The following is an 18545-nucleotide window of genomic DNA, read 5'->3' as shown; positions in this document are numbered from 1 at the left end:
GTCCGAAAATACAATGGAAGCGCTACTGATGCAACGCCGGGTGATCACGGTCAATTTTACCGGATCACCTTTCTGGCAATTTCTGCAATACGGTCATACATTTTAGGCCTGAATGCCGATATCTTTTTGTTATCCCGTGTCGGGTACACCCGGTTGCTGAGCAGAATGATTCCGTAACCGGCCTGCGGATCAATCCAGACGCTGTTTCCGGTAAAACCCAGATGTCCGTATGTCAGCGGTCCCATGATGGATCCTGCGCTTGTATATCCTTTCGGGGATTTCACATCCCAACCCAGTGCCCTTCCACCCGGCAAACCTTGCGAAGAGGTAAAGAGTTTCACCGTCTCAGGCTGAAACAACCGCACATCCCCTACCCTGCCATTGTTCACCATTAACTGAGTCAGCACACTGATTTCTCGGATGGTGGAAAACAATCCGGCATGTCCGGATACCCCACCCAATAACTGGGCCGTTTCATCATGAACGGATCCTCTGACCACTTTCATCCGCCAGGTTTGATCGTTTTCGGTCGGGGCCATCTGTTCCTCGGGATATCCTGCGGGATTAAACCCGGTCATCCGGAGTCCCAGCGGTTGATAAATCCGCTCGGCTGCAAACTGATCCAGCGTCTTTCCGGTTACTTTCCGGATGATATCGGAGAGCAGAATAAAATTCCAGTCGGAATAAATACTTGAATCGCCGGGACTGTAATGCAAGCGGGCATTCAGAATCGTATCCAGAATGGCTTCAGCAGAAGGCGAGCCCAGTTTATGAAAGGGTCGCCAGGATTCAAATCCGCTGGTGTGAGTCAGAAGCTGCCGGATGGTGATCTGCTGTTTAACCGTATCCTTCAGAGCAGTGTACCAGGTTTTAATCGGCTGGTCCGGAGATAGTTTTTCTTCTTCCGTCAGAATCATGACACTCATGGTGGTGGCAAAAACCTTGGTCAGTGAGGCCAGATCATACAAGGTGCTGCAGGTAACGGAGGCCGAGGTGGTCTCGTACGTCAGCCGTCCAAATGCTTTCTGATACCAGATTTTATCGCGGGATACCACACTGATGGCCATTCCGGGGGCAACTCCTTCAAGAATGGCTTCATCGGCTTCCTGGGCGACCGGATTGAAGGACGGATGCTCGCGTTCACAGATTAGCTCCTCACCCGGGGCACCAGCTTCGGGCAGCCTGGTCTGAATTCCTGCTCCGATCGGATAAGCATCCAGTGAAACCGGCAATTTTCCGCGGAAGGGTGTTTCGCCCATCAAGGCGGCCACCACAGCCCGTTGTGAATTGTCGCTGATAGAATAAGTGGCAATCACCGCATCGGCCGCCCGGATGGAGTTTATGACAAATGGATTTCCGAGAGATATCAAAATGGTATTTCGTTTCTGCAATTCAGTTTCATTCCGGTCAATCCAGGTACGGAGCGGTGCCGATAGCTGAACCCGGTTTTTTCCGCTCAGAATATTCATGTTGGTCACCAGAATGATCTGGTTAAAGGCTGATACCCGATTGGTTGCCACATCGAAATCGAGCGAATTGCTGCGCCGGTCGAGCAGAACCACTTCTACCGTTTTTCCTGTATGGCGGCGAAGTTCACTCACAAAAAGATCATCAATGGTGGGGTCTTCGGTATCGGCAAGGTAAACAACCAGCAATCTGGATGGTGTCCTCTGGCTGAAAGGCACCAGATTGTTTTCATTCTTCAGTAAGGTCAGCGACCGGAAGGCCACTTCCTCAGCCTTTGACAAATGGTCGGCCCGGGCAACCACTTTTCTGACATCGGCCAGAGAGGTATACCGGTTTTTATGCAGATTAAATTCCGATTTATACTCCAGAATTTTTCTCACACTTTCATTGATCCGGGATTCAGAAATTTCACCTGCCTTTACGGCATCAACAATACCATCGATCACCTGTTCCTCTCCGATGGGCAGGATTATGGCATCCAGACCGGCTTTTACAGCCATGATGGCCGCATTCACCGGACCGTAATTTCTTTCGATAGCACCCATATCCATGGCATCAGAAACCAGAAAACCGCTGAAACCAAGATGATCGCTCAGCAGATCCCTGATCATTTTCTGATTCAGGGTTGCGGGGTCCCGTCCAAAAACGGACGGATTTACAGCCAGGTGACCAATCATGACTGATGGGTGATTATGCCTCAGAATGTAACGGTAGGGGTATAATTCCACCGAATCGAGACGTTCCATGCTCTGATTCAGCACCGGGAGACTGATGTGCGAGTCGGTGTCGGTATCGCCATGACCGGGAAAGTGCTTGATGGTGGCAATCTGACCACCATCTTCCGTTCCCCGGACGTAGGCCAGACCGTGACGGGCAACCAGTTTCGGATCGGTACCGAAGGACCGGACGTTAATCACGGGGTTTTTCGGATTGTTGTTCACATCAATTACCGGTGCCAGAGCGTGATGAATGCCTACAGCCCGGTTTTCCAATGCAATGGTCCGGGCATACTGATAGGTCAGCACGGTGTCATCAATGGCGCCCAGACTCATAATATGCGGGAACAGGGTGGCATTCCGTATGCGCATGGCCAGTCCGTTTTCGGTATCCTGCATGACCCACAGGGGAAGTCGGCTCATGGCCTGAAACTCGTTCAGCAAGGTGGCCTCTGCCATCACATCACCCTGAAAAACCACCAATCCGCCGATTTCATCAGTCTGAATCAGTTTCTGTATGCGCAGGTAATGTTTGGAATCCACCGAGAAATAATGCGCAAGTACTTTGGGAAAAATCATCTGGGCCACTTTTTGCCGGAGGGTCAGTGAAGTCAGCACACTATCCACCCACTGATCATCGGTGGGTGTCTGGGTTACAGGAACCACCAGGGAGGTATCATAAGCAGACACCACACTATCGGGTCCCGTGACATCCACCTGAGCCTGCGGAACAGGAGCAGTTGAAGAACAGGCTGCCAGTGTCAGAATGGACCCTGTCAGAATCAGCAGACGGAACGATGTTGCCACAAAAACCAGGCTCCTTTTAAAAGATTGTCAATCCGGGTGGGTGCATGCTCCACACCAGACTGTAAAAAATGATCCAGAATAAGTTGATGAATGACCGGAATTCCAGTCAATCCGCCCTGAAAATACACATGCCGGTATTGGTTCCAGCGAATGCCGGTCATCAGCGATTGCCAACCGGAAGAAAAAGTGGATGAGATCCATGCAGGATCGGGGGATTCTGTTAAAAACTCACCGGCCATCTGCATGGCTTTTTCATCACTGGTCTGCAGGGCAACGGCCAGCAGTTCCCTTCCGCCCGAACCGATCTGTTTTTCCATCCAGACCGAAACGGCATCTGTCGGCTTCCGGCCTTCGGCAACCAGCATCACGTGGCGTACCAGTTGAATCCACCACCAGCCGGCCCCCAGTTCATCCCCAAACTTCGGACCCCATCCACCGGTGATCCGGGTACTTCCTTCGCGTCCCGATTGAATCAACACCGACCCGGAACCCAAACTCACCGCCAGGGACTCCGGCAGCAGGCAGGCAGAAATCAGGTCGGCATCGGTACACAACACCAGATGCCCTTCGGGTCGAATCCATGTTTTTAAGCAGGTTTCAAGGACTGTTTTTTCTGCAGAGGATAAAGCCGTCAGTCCGGCCAGACCGAGCACCATTCCGTCAAACGAAGCAGAACCAGTTTCCTTCAGCCACTTATAGGGCTCACTGAGAACCGCCTGACGTCCCTCCCACCGGGACGACCGGATCACCCGACCCTCCGTGTCATTCACGGACCAATGCGTTTTCGATCGTCCCACATCGGCAAGTAATATCATCGGGCCGGTACCAGCGACAGAACACGATCCTCGGTCGTCCAGTACCCAACGGGAATCAACCGGCGGTTCAGACTGTCCTCTCGGGAATAATACTGAGAAGCCGGATTCCCGCTGACCCCCGCCGACAGATACCACACAGGCATGAATGGCGGCTCGGTTGCGGTCAGATAGGTAATTCCCACAGGAGTGCCCGTTGTCAACCGTCTGAATTGGGGCCGGTCATAAACCGGATTCACTGGCCTGATTTCCTGGTCAGACTGGCTCACAAACTGAGGCAGGTGCCTGACCGAATGAAGGGGGTGGACCATGGAAGCCTGGTTCAGGTTTTCCCAATTCCAGACATAGCGGGTCACACCGAAATTTTGCTGCAGGTATTCCATGGCATCACGGAAGGCCAATTGGTAACGCAGCGAAGATGGAACAAGCGACCCCGGAAATACCGGCTGAACGATCAGCTGATCGGCGAGTCCGTTCAGACTGGCCCCATCCTGAAGGGCATACCACTCGTTAAAATTGGCCTCACCCACTGCAGGTTCGAGCCAATCACGGAAGAGCTGATAACGGGTCACTTCGAACAAGGATGCACCGATACTGCCCGGCGAATAATCACCGACCCACTCGGTCAGATAAACCAATGTTTCGCGAACCACCCTCGAAGTGTCTGAAGAAATGGCCCCGATTAACTGACGGCACAAGGCCAGATCGGACATCCCTTCTGAAAAGGACCACCAATCCCACAGATTATGACCAGTCAGATAACCCTGTTCGCGGAAACGGTAATAAAGATCGGATTGAACCGAATCGGCCATTGGAACCGGTCCTGAAAACGACCCCAATGACCGGAGTGAGACCAACTGATTGTCGATGAGCAGCGAGGTTGAATCAGAAACCAGAACGGGAACCATCCGGCTTTTTTCCACATGAACCTGATTCAGAATACTGGTCTGCGCCAGTGAAACCGATATGGCGAGATATAAACTCGTATCCCTGATTCCCAGCCAACCTGCCGGCAATACCACCTGAGACCCATTTCTTCCCAGAAAGGCGTAATGCGCTTCCTGATTTTTGACTTCAAGGGACACCGGAGTGAAATCGGATTGTTCGTACTGTTTTTTGGTGATCAGTGCCGGTGACAGGCCGAGTCCCACAGAAACCGAATGAAAAACCGAGTCGGTGGTGGTGACGGATTGCGGGAGCGGATTGCCGGGAAAATAACTTTTCAGCGCCTGGCTCTGTTCATGAATGCGGGTGACCACCGGAATCAGACCCGATGGCAGGGTCAGGGGACCATACCAGGCAATCGCCGTAACCGGAAGTCCGGTATTGGTCAGTGAGGCACCGAATCCCATCGGAACCCACTTTCCGGATACCCAGGACCGGACCGGTTCCGACCCATCGAAAACCGGTGTACTTGCACCGGCACCCGGCACCATGATTGAATCGGGAATCATTCCGGTCATCCATTCAGCCCAGGGAGACTGCAACCCAAAACGATTAATTACTTTATTGAACAGCTCGGACCTGAATGAAGAGGAACTGGCCAGGAATTCATCGAACAAAACCAGCAGCAACGAATGACGGGGTGTCCACTGCTCAACCGGAACGCCCATAATGGCATATTCGATACCAGTACCATGTTCCTGGCTTTTAACCCAGGCATTCACCCCGTCAGAAAAGGCAACAAACACATCGCGGGATGAAGGTGGCATCTTAAGCCAGAGAGAATCGGCAATCTGTTCCAGGTTAAGAGACCGGTACCACAAATCGGAGTGGATATAGTCCGGTCCCATCCAGGAGGCAAGGTGTCCCTGAGCTGTTTTCCGGCGGTGATCCATCTGGTAGAATCGCTCCTGAGCATGAAGAAATCCGAGAGAAAACCATGCATCGGGTGATGAACGGGCCGTCAGCAGAGGCAATCCATGCGGATCACGCCGCAGCTGCACTTCGTTTTCGAGCGGACTGACTGCCAATGTTCCGTCATAAGTTGGTTCAAACTGGTTGGTAAACTGCCAGAAGAACAGAATGGAACCGGCAATAATCAGGGCGCTGACGAGGAGGATGTGCGCCAGCGGACGGGGTTTGGGCATGGGAACGAATCAGAATCTGATAATAGTGCCGATGGAAAAAGTATGAATCACTTCGTTTTCGGTGTAAGATACGGCTGGTTTGGCAACCGGCTGATAGGCCAGATATTCCTGTTCAAAGGAATAAAGCTGATAACCGAGAACAAACCGGTAACCACCTTCGGTGACGTACTCATACCCAAGCGAATATTGATTTCGACGGTCCCCACCGGCCGGATTTCCGGCAGAATAGATACCCGCTCTGAGAAGCGACTGGAATTCGGGAACCGCATATTGGATTCCTGCCCGGTAATCGAGGGTCTGATCGAGAGAAAGTTTGATTTCCCGGTTCAGTTCATCAAAAAACTCATCATCACTGGTATTCGAATATCTCATGGCTGAATAGTCGGTCCATGTGAATCCAACTTCCGCAGAAAAGGGAAAAGATTGGAACCCCACACTGCCATCCAGAATGGAAGGTCCTGACAATTCGTAATCGGTTGGAATAGAAAGAATATCGTTCGCCCGTCTGGTAACTAACACGGATGGATTACCATTTTTTTCCCATTCAGCAAAAATATCCCATTCGAAGGAGGATTTAACCGACAGTTGTGTAGGCAAGGCATAAGAAAATCCCACCCGCCATTCATCGGTCAGTTTGGCGACCCCGCCAAACCGGAATGCCAGTCCACTGATATCATCATCCTGCTTTTCTGTTTGAGTGAGCGATTTGAAAATGTAAAGTGTACTGCTTTCTGTTCTTCCCGAATCGGGATATTGACGGTACCAGTCCAGGTCGGATTGTTCGCTATATTCATAATCCTTCAGATAAAATCCGCCCAGCACCTGAATACTGGCTCCTAAAAAGATACCCTGAGCCACCTCTGCAGAGGCACCGACCGTCCAGGCATACAAACTGCCATCGAAAAGTGCGGTGTAGGATTGAGTCACTCTGCCAATGGCAGCCGACCGGATACGGTATTGAGCAGGATCGGCCGGATCTGTCAGAATATAATACAATCCGGCAGCCTGAGCCCTGTAAAAATAGTCATCCTGATTAACAAGCCGCGTCAGTTCCGTGATTGCAGCCGTTCCTGTTGCAAACCGCGCCGATGGATTGTATCCGTAAAAACTTTCGGAATAGGAGGATGTTGGATTAAACCCTTCTCCTGACGCCGTCAGATCGAAAAGGGAATATTGCCCGTAACCGAAGCCGAGCACAAAACTTCCCTGCAGAACCGGGTAGGGATAAATGAAGAAAAAGTGGTCAATATCGGAAGAGGTATTGGGCTGATCGGTATCGGTTCCCAGAAAACTGGAGGAGACCGACCCGTTCCTGAACCTGAAACCCAGATCGACGATGGTGTTTTTATGAAGACCGAGGCTGGCTGGATTCAGAAACCAGGCCGAAGGATCCTGATCGGAGGTAATGGTTGCGAATCCCATGGACACTGCAACCGGACCCGCGCCACGAATGGGCGCCTGATACCGCAAGGCATCGAGCAACAACGGATCGGTAATGGACTGTGCGCCAAGAAAAGCGGGTATTCCCAGGACAATCGCTAAGAAAAAGCATTTCAACACCTGCCATCTGCTAACCATCAGCGACCCCGCCCCTGCCTGCGTGGAGGATTGGATCCGGAACCGGATGACCCGGATTGGGCGGGAGAATCCGGCTGATGAACACTCGGAGGTGGATCGGGTTGCCGTGTTGGCTGAGGGGCTGGCCTTTCCTGATCATTTTGTGGTTTATGCTTTGGTGCATCCGGCTTTTCGGGCATTGGTCGCGGCGGTGCAGGTTGCGGCAGTTCCATGGTTACTGGTCTGCGGCCACCACTGTCACTGCTCCCCGTTGGAGTCGAAACGGTTGGTAATGAAGGACTTGCCCCTCCCGACACACCCGGACCGGGTAATTCGATCTCTACCGGCCGTCTGCCAGACGATCCTGCAGGTTCCGGAATTCTGCTTACTGATCCTGAACCGATGGTTACCGGAACATAACCATTGGAAAGTCTGGGTAAATCGGAACCAGAGGAAACGGGAGTCCGGCTGCTGCGGCGGGGAGCAACCATGGGTCCGGGACCTTCATCTCCGCCATCCTGAACCCATCCGCCGCCATAATGGGGATAGTGGCCGAAGTAATAGCGGTCTCGTTCCCATCCCCAGCGTTCCCAGGCCCACCGGTCCATGCGGTAGTCTAGGTAATCATATCCGTAGTATGTGTTGTAGTACCAAGGGTAGTATCCATACCCGATGTCGATGTACGACCCCCATCCATGCGGGAAGAAAGTTTGATTGTACCAGTGATTGTTCCAGTAAAGTTCATCATACCGGTAACCGAATCCGTAGGAGAAATTCCGCAGGTACCAGGAATACATCCGGTTATCGTAATAGTCGGTGATCCGGGTACTGTCGTCGATTTGTTGTTCCACTTTCCGGAAATCAGGTTGACGTTTATACGTTCCTGACACCGTGCTTAATTGAGTGTAACAACCGCTGACTGTTACCATCAGCAAAAGGAATAATGTGGTTTTCATCGTGACCTCCACCCGTTACTCACTGGTCGTCAGAAGAAGTTGGTGTACTCCAACCGGACGGCCCGTCCACCGGGATCAATCGATTTCAGATTGTTATTGAGATTCTTTACCGACAACTCAAGAGTCAGTCCGGCACCCACCGACCACCGAAGGCCTGCATTCAGACTGCCGCGCCCTTTACCAACCGAGCGGCGGCTGTTATCATTAAATCCGGTGCTGTATTCGAGCAAAGCGGAGATTTCGGAATTCAGGGTTTTTTCCACCCCACCCCAGAAGTTAAGATCGGAATCTCCATCTTTCCGTTCAATGGAATAATTTATCCCTCCTGTAAGGATGATAAATCCGAGCAACTCATAATTTTTTGAAGCAACCGCAAACAAACCGGGAGATTTGGAGAGATATCTTGAAGTGGAATCGACCCATCCGCCATAGCCCTGCATGTCATAACCCACAACCACGGCCGGATACTGGTCGGTTTCTTCATAAAACCGGTAGCGGATGTTAATGGATGCCTGAGGATTCCAGCCGGGATTTCCGTTACCGATGACATTGGAGCCACCGTAAGAAACACCAAAACTGAACCGGTCGCTCATTCCCACATTCATTCCTGTCACCAATCCGCCGCCTGGTTCCAGGCGTGAATCTACCGTGTAGGTTCCTTTCCGGAGCGCACCTGCGCTGGGAAAATCGATGACAAACCGGGGTTCAATTTCAGCAGCACTACCGGCAGTTCCCTGCGCAGACAGCAAAAGAGGCGTGATCAAAGAAGCCACCAACAAAAGGGGGAACGCATGTCGGGGGTTTAGCATGGGTGTAATCCTTCACTTATGGGGTTAGATGAAGATACCGAACTCCGGGTTTAATTGCGAACCGGGCCGGCCGGACACCGGGTATACGGGACTCGGGAGATCAGAGTTTTGAAACGGCGATTTCCTTTCCCTGTTTGGCAGACTGGTAAAAGGCATCAATCAGGAGCATCCGTTCAACCGCATCGGCTGGTGTGCAGGTCGCGGGGTGAATGCCGCGAACGGCGCCGATGAAATGACGAAGTTCATTTTCGTAGGATTTTTTGTAATTGATCTTTTCGCTGTCAGAGGTATGCGGAGTGATATCCACCAGATTGTCGTGCATGTTCTTGTGGATTTTAAACGGAAACAGGCGGGCCGAGCCTTCTGTACCAACCAGCCTGAGCCACTGATCATCCGATTCGACCATGGGAGACCACGAACAATCGATGGAAATGATTCCGCCCTTAAACCGGGCCTGGAAAATGGCTGTGTCCTCAACCGTATCGACATTGTGATGGAATGTGATGGCAGAAACAGACTCAATTTTGGGGAAATTGGTCAGCCAAAGCGCCAGATCCACCATAATAATACCAAGATCCATGAGCACCCCACCACCGGATTGCGCTTTTTTCAGGCGCCAGGAGTGTGCATCCCGGATGGGCTTGTTCCAGCCGGCACGAATGTAATACACATCGCCCAGGTCGTGGTTATCGAGAAAACTTTTCAGGATCATGGCATCGGGACGGAACCGGTGATTCATTCCGACCATCACAACCCGGTCACTTTTCTTTGCAGCCTGATGAATGTCGAGGGTTTCCTGAAGGTTACGGGCAATGGGACGTTCGACCAGTGCATGTTTTCCTGCAGCAAGGGCCTCGAGGACGTACTGAGTGTGTGTATGAGTGGGTGTGCAGATATGAACAGCATCAATTTCGGGGTCATTGAACAGAGCATCTGTGGATCCGTACACCTTCGCACCCAATTTTTCGGCAATGCCTTTTGCGCGGGGTTTGTTGGTATCATAGACACCGATCACATCCACATTTGGCATTTTGACCCAGATGGGAATATGAACCAGCTGGGCAACCTGTCCCAACCCGATGACTGCAATGTTGACCTGCTTCTGTTCTTTCATGCCTTTACCACTGATCCGGTTAGCTGAAGGGTTCGTTTTACAATGGAATCGGTATCGATCCCTGCCATGGTAAAGCACTCGGCCGGGGTACCATGTTCAATAAACTGATCGATGATACCGATGACTTCAATTTCTCCTTTATACCGCTGCTGAGCTGCAAACTCCAGCACAGCCGATCCGAAACCACCCTGAGCCGCATGATCTTCCAGCGTCACAATTCTGGAATGGCGGCTGAAAATGTCTTTAAGCAACGCTTCATCGAGTGGTTTTACAAACCGCATGTTAACGATTTCGGCAGACACATTCAGTTCATCAAGCCGGGCCTGGGCTTCAAATGCAGACTGAACCATATTGCCGAGCGCAAGATAGGCGACATCGGTTCCCTTTTTAAGAATTTCACCCTTTCCGATTTCAATTTCATCGAAACCAGGTTTCATGGGAACACCCAGACCATTACCGCGGGGATACCGCATGGCGATCGGTCCTTTTTTGTAACGGGTGGCCGTGTACAGCATGTCGCGCAGTTCTGATTCATCCTTGGGCGCCATGATCACCATATTGGGTAAACAACGCAGATAGGCTATATCGAACACCCCGTGATGCGTCGGTCCGTCTGAACCAACCAGGCCACCCCGGTCCATGCAGAAGATCACCGGTAATTTCTGAATGCAGACATCGTGAACCACCTGATCGTAGCCACGTTGCAGGAAGGTGCTGTAAATGGCGGTGATGGGGACCATGCCTTCACAGGCAAGACCGGCCGCAAAGGTGACGGCATGCTGCTCGGCGATTCCCACATCGAAAAACCGGTCGGGTAGTTCAGAGGCCAGGTGTTTTAAACCGGTCCCACTCGGCATGGCAGCAGTGATTCCCACAATTTTCGGATTTTCCTTTGCCAGCTGAACGACTGCTTTCCCAAACGCATCGGTGAAAGAAATCGGAGCCGGTGCTTTTTTCGGAAACGTTCCGCTGGTTTTATCAAACGGAGTCGGTCCGTGGAATTTCAGCTGATCGTCTTCGGCTGGTGCATACCCTTTTCCCTTCACTGTGAGAATATGAAGGAATTTGGGGCCTTTGATATTCTTCATGTCCTCGAGGGTCTCGACCAGTTTGGGGAGGTCATGGCCATCGATGGGACCGTAATATTTGAATCCGAATGATTCGAAAAGCATTCCCGGAGTAAAAACAGCCTTAAAGCCATCTTCCAGTTTCGAAGCGATGGAACGCAGGTGTTCTCCCAGATGATTCAGTTTACCCAGTTTTTCCCAGACTTCATCACGCAGTTTATTGAAGGCCGAACTTGTGGTTACCTTGGTGAGGTAATCCTGCAGTGCACCGGTATTCGGATCAATTCCCATGCGGTTGTCATTCAGAACCACCAGCAGGTCACTTTGCAGAAAGCCCCCGTTGTTCAATCCTTCAAACGCCATTCCTCCGGTCAGAGCACCATCACCAATGATGGCAACAACCTTTTTCTGTCCGTTCTGCAACTGGTTGGCGGTTGACATACCTATACCGGCCGAAATACTGGTGCTGGAGTGTCCCACGCCAAACGTGTCATATTCTGATTCGGACCGTTTGGGGAAACCGGAAAGGCCGTTCAGCTTACGGTTGCTGGGAAAGCGGTCGCGGCGACCTGTCAGGATTTTATGCGGATAGGCCTGATGCCCCACGTCCCAGACGAGCAGGTCTTCGGGTGTGTTGTACACATAATGAAGGGCAATGGTCAGCTCAATCACGCCGAGACTGGCACCCAGGTGTCCGCCATTCTGGCTGACAACATCAAGAACGTAATCTCGCAGTTCGACTGCGAGCGTTTTCAGTTCGTCCTGTGACAGGGTTTTCAGATCGGCCGGGGTGTTGATCCGGGCGAGAAGCGGACCGGGTTCAATGCTCATGGTTCAAATGCCTTTTGATTTACTGATCAGGGGTCAGTTTTTTCTGAAGGTCGATGATTCTTGCTTCAGCCTGATTTAATGCCTTTAAACAATTTCCCGATAAAATAATTCCCTCTTCATACAATTTCAGCGACTCCTCGAGTCCGGTCTGACCGGTTTCGAGTGCCTGTACAATGGATTCAAGCCGCTGTAACTGTTGCTCAAATCCCGGGGTGTCTTCGGTTGTTTTCTTTGCCATAAGCCGTAAAGTTAACAAATTTTCGATTCAGACTCTCATGCCTTTTTATCTGCACCTGTGATCACAGCGGTTGCCTCGCTGTTGGCCCATCCGATGCTGATTTCCTGACCGGGTACCGTCTGTCCGGCATGGGTGACCAGATGACCGCCGGAGGAGATGATGGCATAGCCCCGATCGAGAACACCGCGCGGATTGTAGGCAGTCAATGTCTGACGTTTCAGTGTGATTTCCTGTTTTCTGGCGGCAATAAGTCCTTTGGCTGCCAGGTTCATCCGGCCCACCAGATCATCCACCCGCTGCAGTTTCTGCTGGATCACATCGGCAGGCCGGTTAAGGGCATGGCTTTTCCGAAGGGCATCCAGGCGGATTTTCCTGTTATTGACCAGAGACCGGATTTCATCATTCAGGTAAGACTGATAGCCCAGAATGATTTCGATCAGTTCCCGGCGTTCCTTCACCACCAGTTCACCCGCCATGCTGGGTGTGGCCGCCCGGACATCGGCCACAAAGTCGGCAATGGTGAAATCGATTTCATGACCCACTGCCGAAATGACCGGTACTTCCGATGCAAAAATGGTCCGGGCCACCGATTCCTCGTTAAAGGTCCATAAATCCTCGAGTGATCCGCCTCCCCTGCCTGTGATGATGACATCAACCGGACAGGTGGTATTGAAATACGTCAGGCCTGCGATGACATCGGCGGCGCTTCCCTCTCCCTGAACGCGGGCCGGATACACATAAATGGTCACCATCGGATTCCGGCGTGTGATGACGGAAATAAGATCTCGGACGGCTGCCCCGGTGGGTGAGGTGACAATTCCGATTTTCTCGGGGTATGGCGGAAGGTCTTTTTTATGAATCGGATCGAACAAACCCTCGGCGTACAATTTCTGCTTCAATTTTTCAAAGGCCTGCTGAAGGGCCCCGATTCCCAGCGGTTCCAACGAACGGATGACCATCTGGTACTTGCCGTGGGGTTCATACACCGACAAATCGCCGGTGGCCACCACCTTCATCCCATCCACCGGCCGGACACGGAGTGCAGGAACCGACCCTCGCCAGATAACCGCGGGCAATTGAGCACCTTCATCCTTCAGTGTCAGATAAATGTGGCCCGAGGATTGCGCCCGGCAATTGGAAATCTCGCCTTCGATGCGAAGACTGGTAAAGCCGGTTTCAAGGACGTTTTTGATCTGTCGGGTCAGACCGGAAACAGTCAGAATGGGGGAATCGAAAAGATCGGACATGATTAACAACAAATAACTGAATATATTAGCAGTATGTCAACACCCGTCATTCTGCGTTTTCTCGATTCGGTCCGGGCGGAGGAGCTGGATTATCTGGCTCAGTGGCTGACCGATCCGGTCCCGGTGGAGTGTCTCGATCACCTGAGATATCTGATGTGGGTCCGTTACCGGCAGGTGCTGCGGAACGAACCGGTTCTCTCCGATTTCCAGTTGCTTGCCGAGGTATACCGCCGGTTGCTGAAGCAATTCATCCGGTATCAGTATGACGAGTCGCTGCGGACCCCGGCTCAGGAGCTGAAATACCTTTCCATTCCTGAACTGGGATCTCCCATGCTGAACCGCCGGCACCCTTTACCAACGGGGAACCGCTGATCGACTATTTCAGGAGCAGCATCCGGCCGGTTTGAGTCTGATTTCCCGCCCGGAGAGTGTAAAAATAAACACCGCCGGACAGGCCAGTGGCCGGAAACACCGTTTGGTGGAAACCCGCTTCAAGGTTACCATCGACCACTGTGGCCACCAACCGGCCCATCACATCATACACCTGCAAAGTGACTTTACTGTTCTCTGATAGCTGATAGCTGATCACTGTGGTTGGGTTGAACGGATTCGGATAGTTACCAAGCAACTGAAAACCGCCGGGAACGTCGTTAACCGACAAAATCTGACTGTAGGAAACACTGCCATCGAGATCAAGTTGCTTCAGACGGAAGAGTGATTGGTGAGTGGCCCTTCGACTCCGCTCAGGGACCATGATTTGTGATTGGAAGGAATAGGACTTTGATACATTTGTGGTTCCATTCCCAGCCACAAATCCGATGGTTTTCCATTCTGTCTCCTGACTTCCGGTCTCTTCGGGACCCTCAGGGTCCGGATGAAACCTCTGCACTTCCCACCCATAATTGTTCGATTCAGATTTGGTGGTCCAGGAAAGGTAAACCTGATTGCCCGAGAGGTAACCGGTGAAGGAGGAAAGCTCAACGGGCAGCGGACCGGAACTGCCCATCATCCGCGCCACGGCCACATCCTGGGTTTCTGCATCTGACTGATATCCGGCCATGACAATATTGCCATCATCCTGAACTTCTACCGAGAATCCGATGGACTGCCCGGTTCCGATGGGAACGGACCGGTAGCCCGAGTCGTAGAAATCCAGATCAAGCGCACCGCCTTCTTTCAGCCGCATGATGCTGAAGGTCCAGGTCCCTTCCACACGTGAATGGCCGGCCCAAACAGTCTTTCCATCGGCCTGAAGCTCGAGATCGTAGCCATTTTCGTAATCGCCAAAGAGCGAATAACTGGCGATTCCTTTTATCCCGAATGTGTCATCTGCTTTCCCATCAGACAACAGACGAATGACTGCGGCTTTGTATTTACCATCTTCAAACAGGGTTCCCCCAAGGTAAATGTGGTTTTCGAAATCGAGGCGCACGGCCCGGCAGCGATCGGTTCCATCGTTACTTTCCAGTATTACCGACCCCAGATCACCAAATCCTTCATCGATCCGACCTTCGGAATTTCCTTTGATCAGGGCAAAATCATCCGTTCCTTTCAGGTTGGTGTAGCCGGCAGCCAGAAAGGATCCATCTGATAAAAGGGCGATGGACCATGCCACGTCATTTCCACCCAGATCGAAAGTGGCAATTCCATCCGAATCGAAATCGGGATCGGGTTCTCCCGAAGGCTTTAACCGGACAACCACCATATCGTTGCTTTCCAGCATAACGGCCTGGCCAGCGAGCCAGATGTAGTCATTCTCATCGGTTACCACCGACCAGGCAGCCGAACTGTTTCCCACCGGAACGATGACCACCCCATCGGTTCCGAAAGTGGAGTCAATGGTCCCGTCATCATGGTAGCGGGCCACGGCCATGTGGTAACTTTCACCCGTTTGGACCTCACCGGCCAGCAGAATCATTCCATCGGGAAGAAGCGCAACCGAGTATCCATAGTCGGCACCTCCAGCGATATCGGTTGTCGCAATACCAGATATTCCAAAGGAGTCATCCAGCGTTCCGTCTTCGAGGTAGCGGATCAGCAGAAAATCCTGGTTTTCTTCCACCATGGCATATCCACCGACCAGAATACGGCCATCAGGTTGAATTTTAACCGACCGGCCCCACTCTGAGGCACCTTTTAAATCGGTCACGACAATTCCACCGCTGCCGAATTTATCATCCAGATCACCATCCTGTGCCAGAACCGGCGATGCAATCCCCAGAAAGAGTGCCATTACCCACTTTTTCATCCGCTTATCCTTTTATTAACTTTACTTAAGATACTCAGGGGTCTTAAATCATTCCACCCGGTGGGATTTGAACGCCGGAAGAAGCCGCAAAACCTTATCGCAGATCACAAAAAAAAAGGCTGCCCTTCGGATGCAGCCTTTTTTTCATTTTCACCATCAAGTGCATTTCACTGTCGGAGATTTCCTGTGCCCACATTCATAATGCACCCCAGCAAATTCACTCAGGCAATTCTATTATGTATTTTCTTATCATTATTCCCTGATTCACTGACGGTTCAGTGACATTGCTAAACCTATCTTTAAAATAGGTCATCATTGCCTGGTCATCAAAGAAACCACTGTTTTTCATAATTGAAAAGGCCCGTCTTTCCAGATTTGAATCAACACGGTAGAGGCCGGTATTAACAACATAAAAAAGCAACCTTCTTGTTATTAACGAGTTTGGATTTGAATCACAATAACTTAACACCTGTGATAGTAATTCGATTTTTTCATCGTTCTCTCTTATTTCTTTTGCTTCACTATATTTTTCATCCCGCCAAGTTGATATCCTGTTAATATACTCATAAATACTCTGTATCTGGCTATCCCATTCCTGTTTGTTTTCAACCACTTCAAAATTTACAATTGCCTTTAACTTTCGTGTATACTTGTAAGGATTTATCCGTTCTTCAGATAGGAAATTTTTATATCTGAATACCCTTGCGCAATATTGGAGTGAATACTTACCGGGTTGGTTTGGAAGCATTGAACGAAACCGTCCCTGGTCAAATAACTGGCTTTTTTCTGTAAGATATTCCCTGATCCAGGTATCTAAATTAAGATAATACGATTCACTTTTTCCGGGTAGTATCAAAACAAAACCAACAGGAGTATCCTCTGACATGCTGCAGTCGGTCAGATTCTGAAATCCATAATCAATTTGTAATTGCTGCCCCACTGCCACTGTATCCTGACTGGTATTCGTTATCGTCACCTTAATCAATTTGCTTTCGGTCTGGTTGTACGTGGGTTTTGAGTCGATGGTGTAATACACATCGAGTTGAAAGAAAAAGGCCATAATTAGTGCTAGCATGTATTAGTCTCTCGCGTTGGTACCTAAAAATGCACAATTCACAACGGTAAAACTCCCTCTAAGCGCAAAAAAAAAGGCTGCCCTTCGGATGCAGCCTTTTTAAACCAATCGATAGGAAAAATCTTTATTTAATCAGCATCATCTTCCGGGTCTGGTTAAATCCGTTACCCGAAAGCTGGTAGAAATAGAGTCCGGAAGAAACGGGGCTCCACTGCGGTCACGGGCCGACCACACCACGGTATTGGTACCCGCCGGACGGTCACCATTGATCAGTTCGGCTACTCTGGGCATTTAGCTAAAGGTGTACACCTACCCTGGACCCGGTCGAATGAAGGTCCTTACTTTTGCATTCCTACCAATTTTTCAATGGTTTTCATCGGCAGGAAGAGTTTTTTCGAATCTGGCAGCGGAATAAAGCCTAGATGTTGATAAAAGGATCTGGCTATCTCATCAATCGGGTCCACAAAAACCGCCATTGATCCGATGGAAGAAACAGCCACCTGCCAGGATCTTACCAATGCATCAATCAGCAACTGGCTGCCAAGGCCCATTCCCTGTGCAGACTGATCAACAGCCAACCGTCCAAGTAAGGTAACCGGTAAGTCTGTGTAAGATCGGGGTGGTTCCGGTTTAAAATCCGGTGGCCATTGGTTGTGTGGGATGCTGAGAGAGGATAACGTATAATACCCGATGACTTTGTTGCCAACCGGCGCATAAACAAAGCAAACGGCCAGTTTCCGCCTCATATCCTGTCCAGCCTGCTTTTTCAAATACTCATCTAAGGCCGGATACCCACAGGAAAAATGATTTTTTTGATGGGAACCAGTCAGGATTTCAGTAATCAAGGTTGTTTGTTTTGAGTATGCTGGAAATACCGGATGGCCGCCTGTTTTAGTGCATCATTGGGTTCGGGGGGTAATAACAGCGCATTAAAAAAAGCATCTCTGTCGGCATCTGACTGTAAAATCTGCTGATTTTGCCGGATAACCTGAATGGCCCGTTCCCGTGCGGTCGTCAGAATAAAATCGGAAAGGGATTTAAATCCGGCCAAACTTGCCGCCTGTTCCAGCAGATTCTTTTCTTCCCGGCTGAGCCGGGCATCAAATCGGGTGTGTGATGAGGTACTCATGTTTCTAATGTACGGAATATTACCGTACATAACAAATGATAAGATGACTGGGCTACGCCCTTGAATAACATGCCGCATTATTCCCGATCTACTACTACAAAGATGCCACCACTACGTGGCTGAAATACCATCACCACCGCTTTGAGTGGTTTTGGAGGGGCGTAGCCCTGACATCTTTTAAAACACCCGCCAGGAATGAATTCCCAAAGGGCGTAGCCCTTACATCTGAATTTCAGCCGGGAAGAAACTCTACCTGTAACCAAAAGACAAATGCAATTTGGATTTTATGCAATTATCACCGCTACCAGCTCTTTCCAATTCTTCCCTTTCCCGTCTTTTAATAGCAGATCACAAAAAAAAAGGCTGCCCCTGGGAGGCAGCC

The 18545-nt window shown here is 50.7% G+C and carries 15 protein-coding genes; 1 reads left to right on the top strand and 14 read right to left on the bottom strand.

Going from position 1 to position 18545, the window contains the following annotated elements:
* Window positions 1-56: 56 nt before the first annotated feature.
* The 10 genes from HUU10_03870 to HUU10_03825 all read right to left on the bottom strand — a co-directional run bounded on the left by HUU10_03870 (window position 57) and on the right by HUU10_03825 (window position 13711).
* Window positions 57-2990, bottom strand: coding sequence for a serine hydrolase (locus tag HUU10_03870; GenBank protein NUQ80728.1), 2934 nt, complete (start codon window positions 2988-2990; stop codon window positions 57-59).
* Entirely contained in the window at window positions 2966-3805 is an 840-nt protein-coding gene (locus tag HUU10_03865) for a hypothetical protein (GenBank protein ID NUQ80727.1), read from the bottom strand. The genes HUU10_03870 and HUU10_03865 overlap by 25 nt, the downstream gene beginning before the upstream one ends.
* Window positions 3802-5892 carry a penicillin acylase family protein gene (locus HUU10_03860; GenBank protein ID NUQ80726.1) on the bottom strand — a complete coding sequence of 697 codons (2091 nt, stop codon included), beginning with the start codon at window positions 5890-5892 and terminating at the stop codon, window positions 3802-3804. Before HUU10_03860 ends, HUU10_03865 begins: the two co-directional genes overlap by 4 nt.
* 9 nt (window positions 5893-5901) lie before the next feature.
* A complete protein-coding gene (locus tag HUU10_03855) occupies window positions 5902-7470 on the bottom strand; it encodes a hypothetical protein (protein NUQ80725.1) in 1569 nt (522 codons plus the stop codon).
* Window positions 7470-8405 (bottom strand): hypothetical protein, encoded by a 936-nt coding sequence (locus tag HUU10_03850; GenBank protein NUQ80724.1) that lies wholly within the window; start codon window positions 8403-8405, stop codon window positions 7470-7472. The genes HUU10_03855 and HUU10_03850 overlap by 1 nt, the downstream gene beginning before the upstream one ends.
* 29 nt (window positions 8406-8434) lie before the next feature.
* Window positions 8435-9214 (bottom strand): hypothetical protein, encoded by a 780-nt coding sequence (locus HUU10_03845; GenBank protein ID NUQ80723.1) that lies wholly within the window; start codon window positions 9212-9214, stop codon window positions 8435-8437.
* Between the two features lie 100 nt (window positions 9215-9314).
* A complete protein-coding gene (locus HUU10_03840; protein ID NUQ80722.1) occupies window positions 9315-10328 on the bottom strand; it encodes a Gfo/Idh/MocA family oxidoreductase in 1014 nt (337 codons plus the stop codon).
* Complete coding sequence (locus tag HUU10_03835) at window positions 10325-12226, bottom strand: 1-deoxy-D-xylulose-5-phosphate synthase (protein ID NUQ80721.1); 1902 nt, start codon at window positions 12224-12226, stop codon at window positions 10325-10327. Before HUU10_03835 ends, HUU10_03840 begins: the two co-directional genes overlap by 4 nt.
* Before the next feature lie 19 nt (window positions 12227-12245).
* Window positions 12246-12464: an exodeoxyribonuclease VII small subunit gene (locus tag HUU10_03830; protein ID NUQ80720.1), complete on the bottom strand. Its 219-nt coding sequence runs from the start codon at window positions 12462-12464 to the stop codon at window positions 12246-12248.
* A 35-nt stretch (window positions 12465-12499) separates the two neighbouring features.
* Complete coding sequence (locus HUU10_03825; protein ID NUQ80719.1) at window positions 12500-13711, bottom strand: exodeoxyribonuclease VII large subunit; 1212 nt, start codon at window positions 13709-13711, stop codon at window positions 12500-12502.
* Window positions 13712-13744: 33 nt separating this feature from the next.
* On the opposite strand from HUU10_03825, the gene HUU10_03820 reads away from it, so the two are divergent.
* Window positions 13745-14083 (top strand): hypothetical protein, encoded by a 339-nt coding sequence (locus HUU10_03820; GenBank protein NUQ80718.1) that lies wholly within the window; start codon window positions 13745-13747, stop codon window positions 14081-14083.
* 4 nt (window positions 14084-14087) lie between these two features.
* On the opposite strand, the gene HUU10_03815 is transcribed toward HUU10_03820, so the two are convergent.
* The 4 genes from HUU10_03815 to HUU10_03800 form a co-directional block, all read right to left on the bottom strand.
* The gene (locus tag HUU10_03815; protein ID NUQ80717.1) at window positions 14088-15959 is read right to left on the bottom strand and encodes a T9SS type A sorting domain-containing protein; all 1872 of its coding nucleotides are present in this window, start codon (window positions 15957-15959) and stop codon (window positions 14088-14090) included.
* Between the two features lie 217 nt (window positions 15960-16176).
* Entirely contained in the window at window positions 16177-17034 is an 858-nt protein-coding gene (locus HUU10_03810) for a hypothetical protein (protein ID NUQ80716.1), read from the bottom strand.
* Window positions 17035-17372: 338 nt separating this feature from the next.
* Entirely contained in the window at window positions 17373-17876 is a 504-nt protein-coding gene (locus HUU10_03805) for a GNAT family N-acetyltransferase (GenBank protein ID NUQ80715.1), read from the bottom strand.
* Window positions 17876-18163 carry a DUF1778 domain-containing protein gene (locus HUU10_03800; protein NUQ80714.1) on the bottom strand — a complete coding sequence of 96 codons (288 nt, stop codon included), beginning with the start codon at window positions 18161-18163 and terminating at the stop codon, window positions 17876-17878. The genes HUU10_03805 and HUU10_03800 overlap by 1 nt, the downstream gene beginning before the upstream one ends.
* Between the last annotated feature and the right edge of the window lie 382 nt (window positions 18164-18545).

It is taken from the genome of Bacteroidota bacterium, from assembly GCA_013360915.1.
In the GTDB taxonomy this organism is placed as follows: Bacteria; Bacteroidota; JABWAT01; order JABWAT01; family JABWAT01; genus JABWAT01.
Note: the sequence above shows the minus strand (reverse complement) of the source record. Positions and strands in the feature narration are given on the sequence as shown.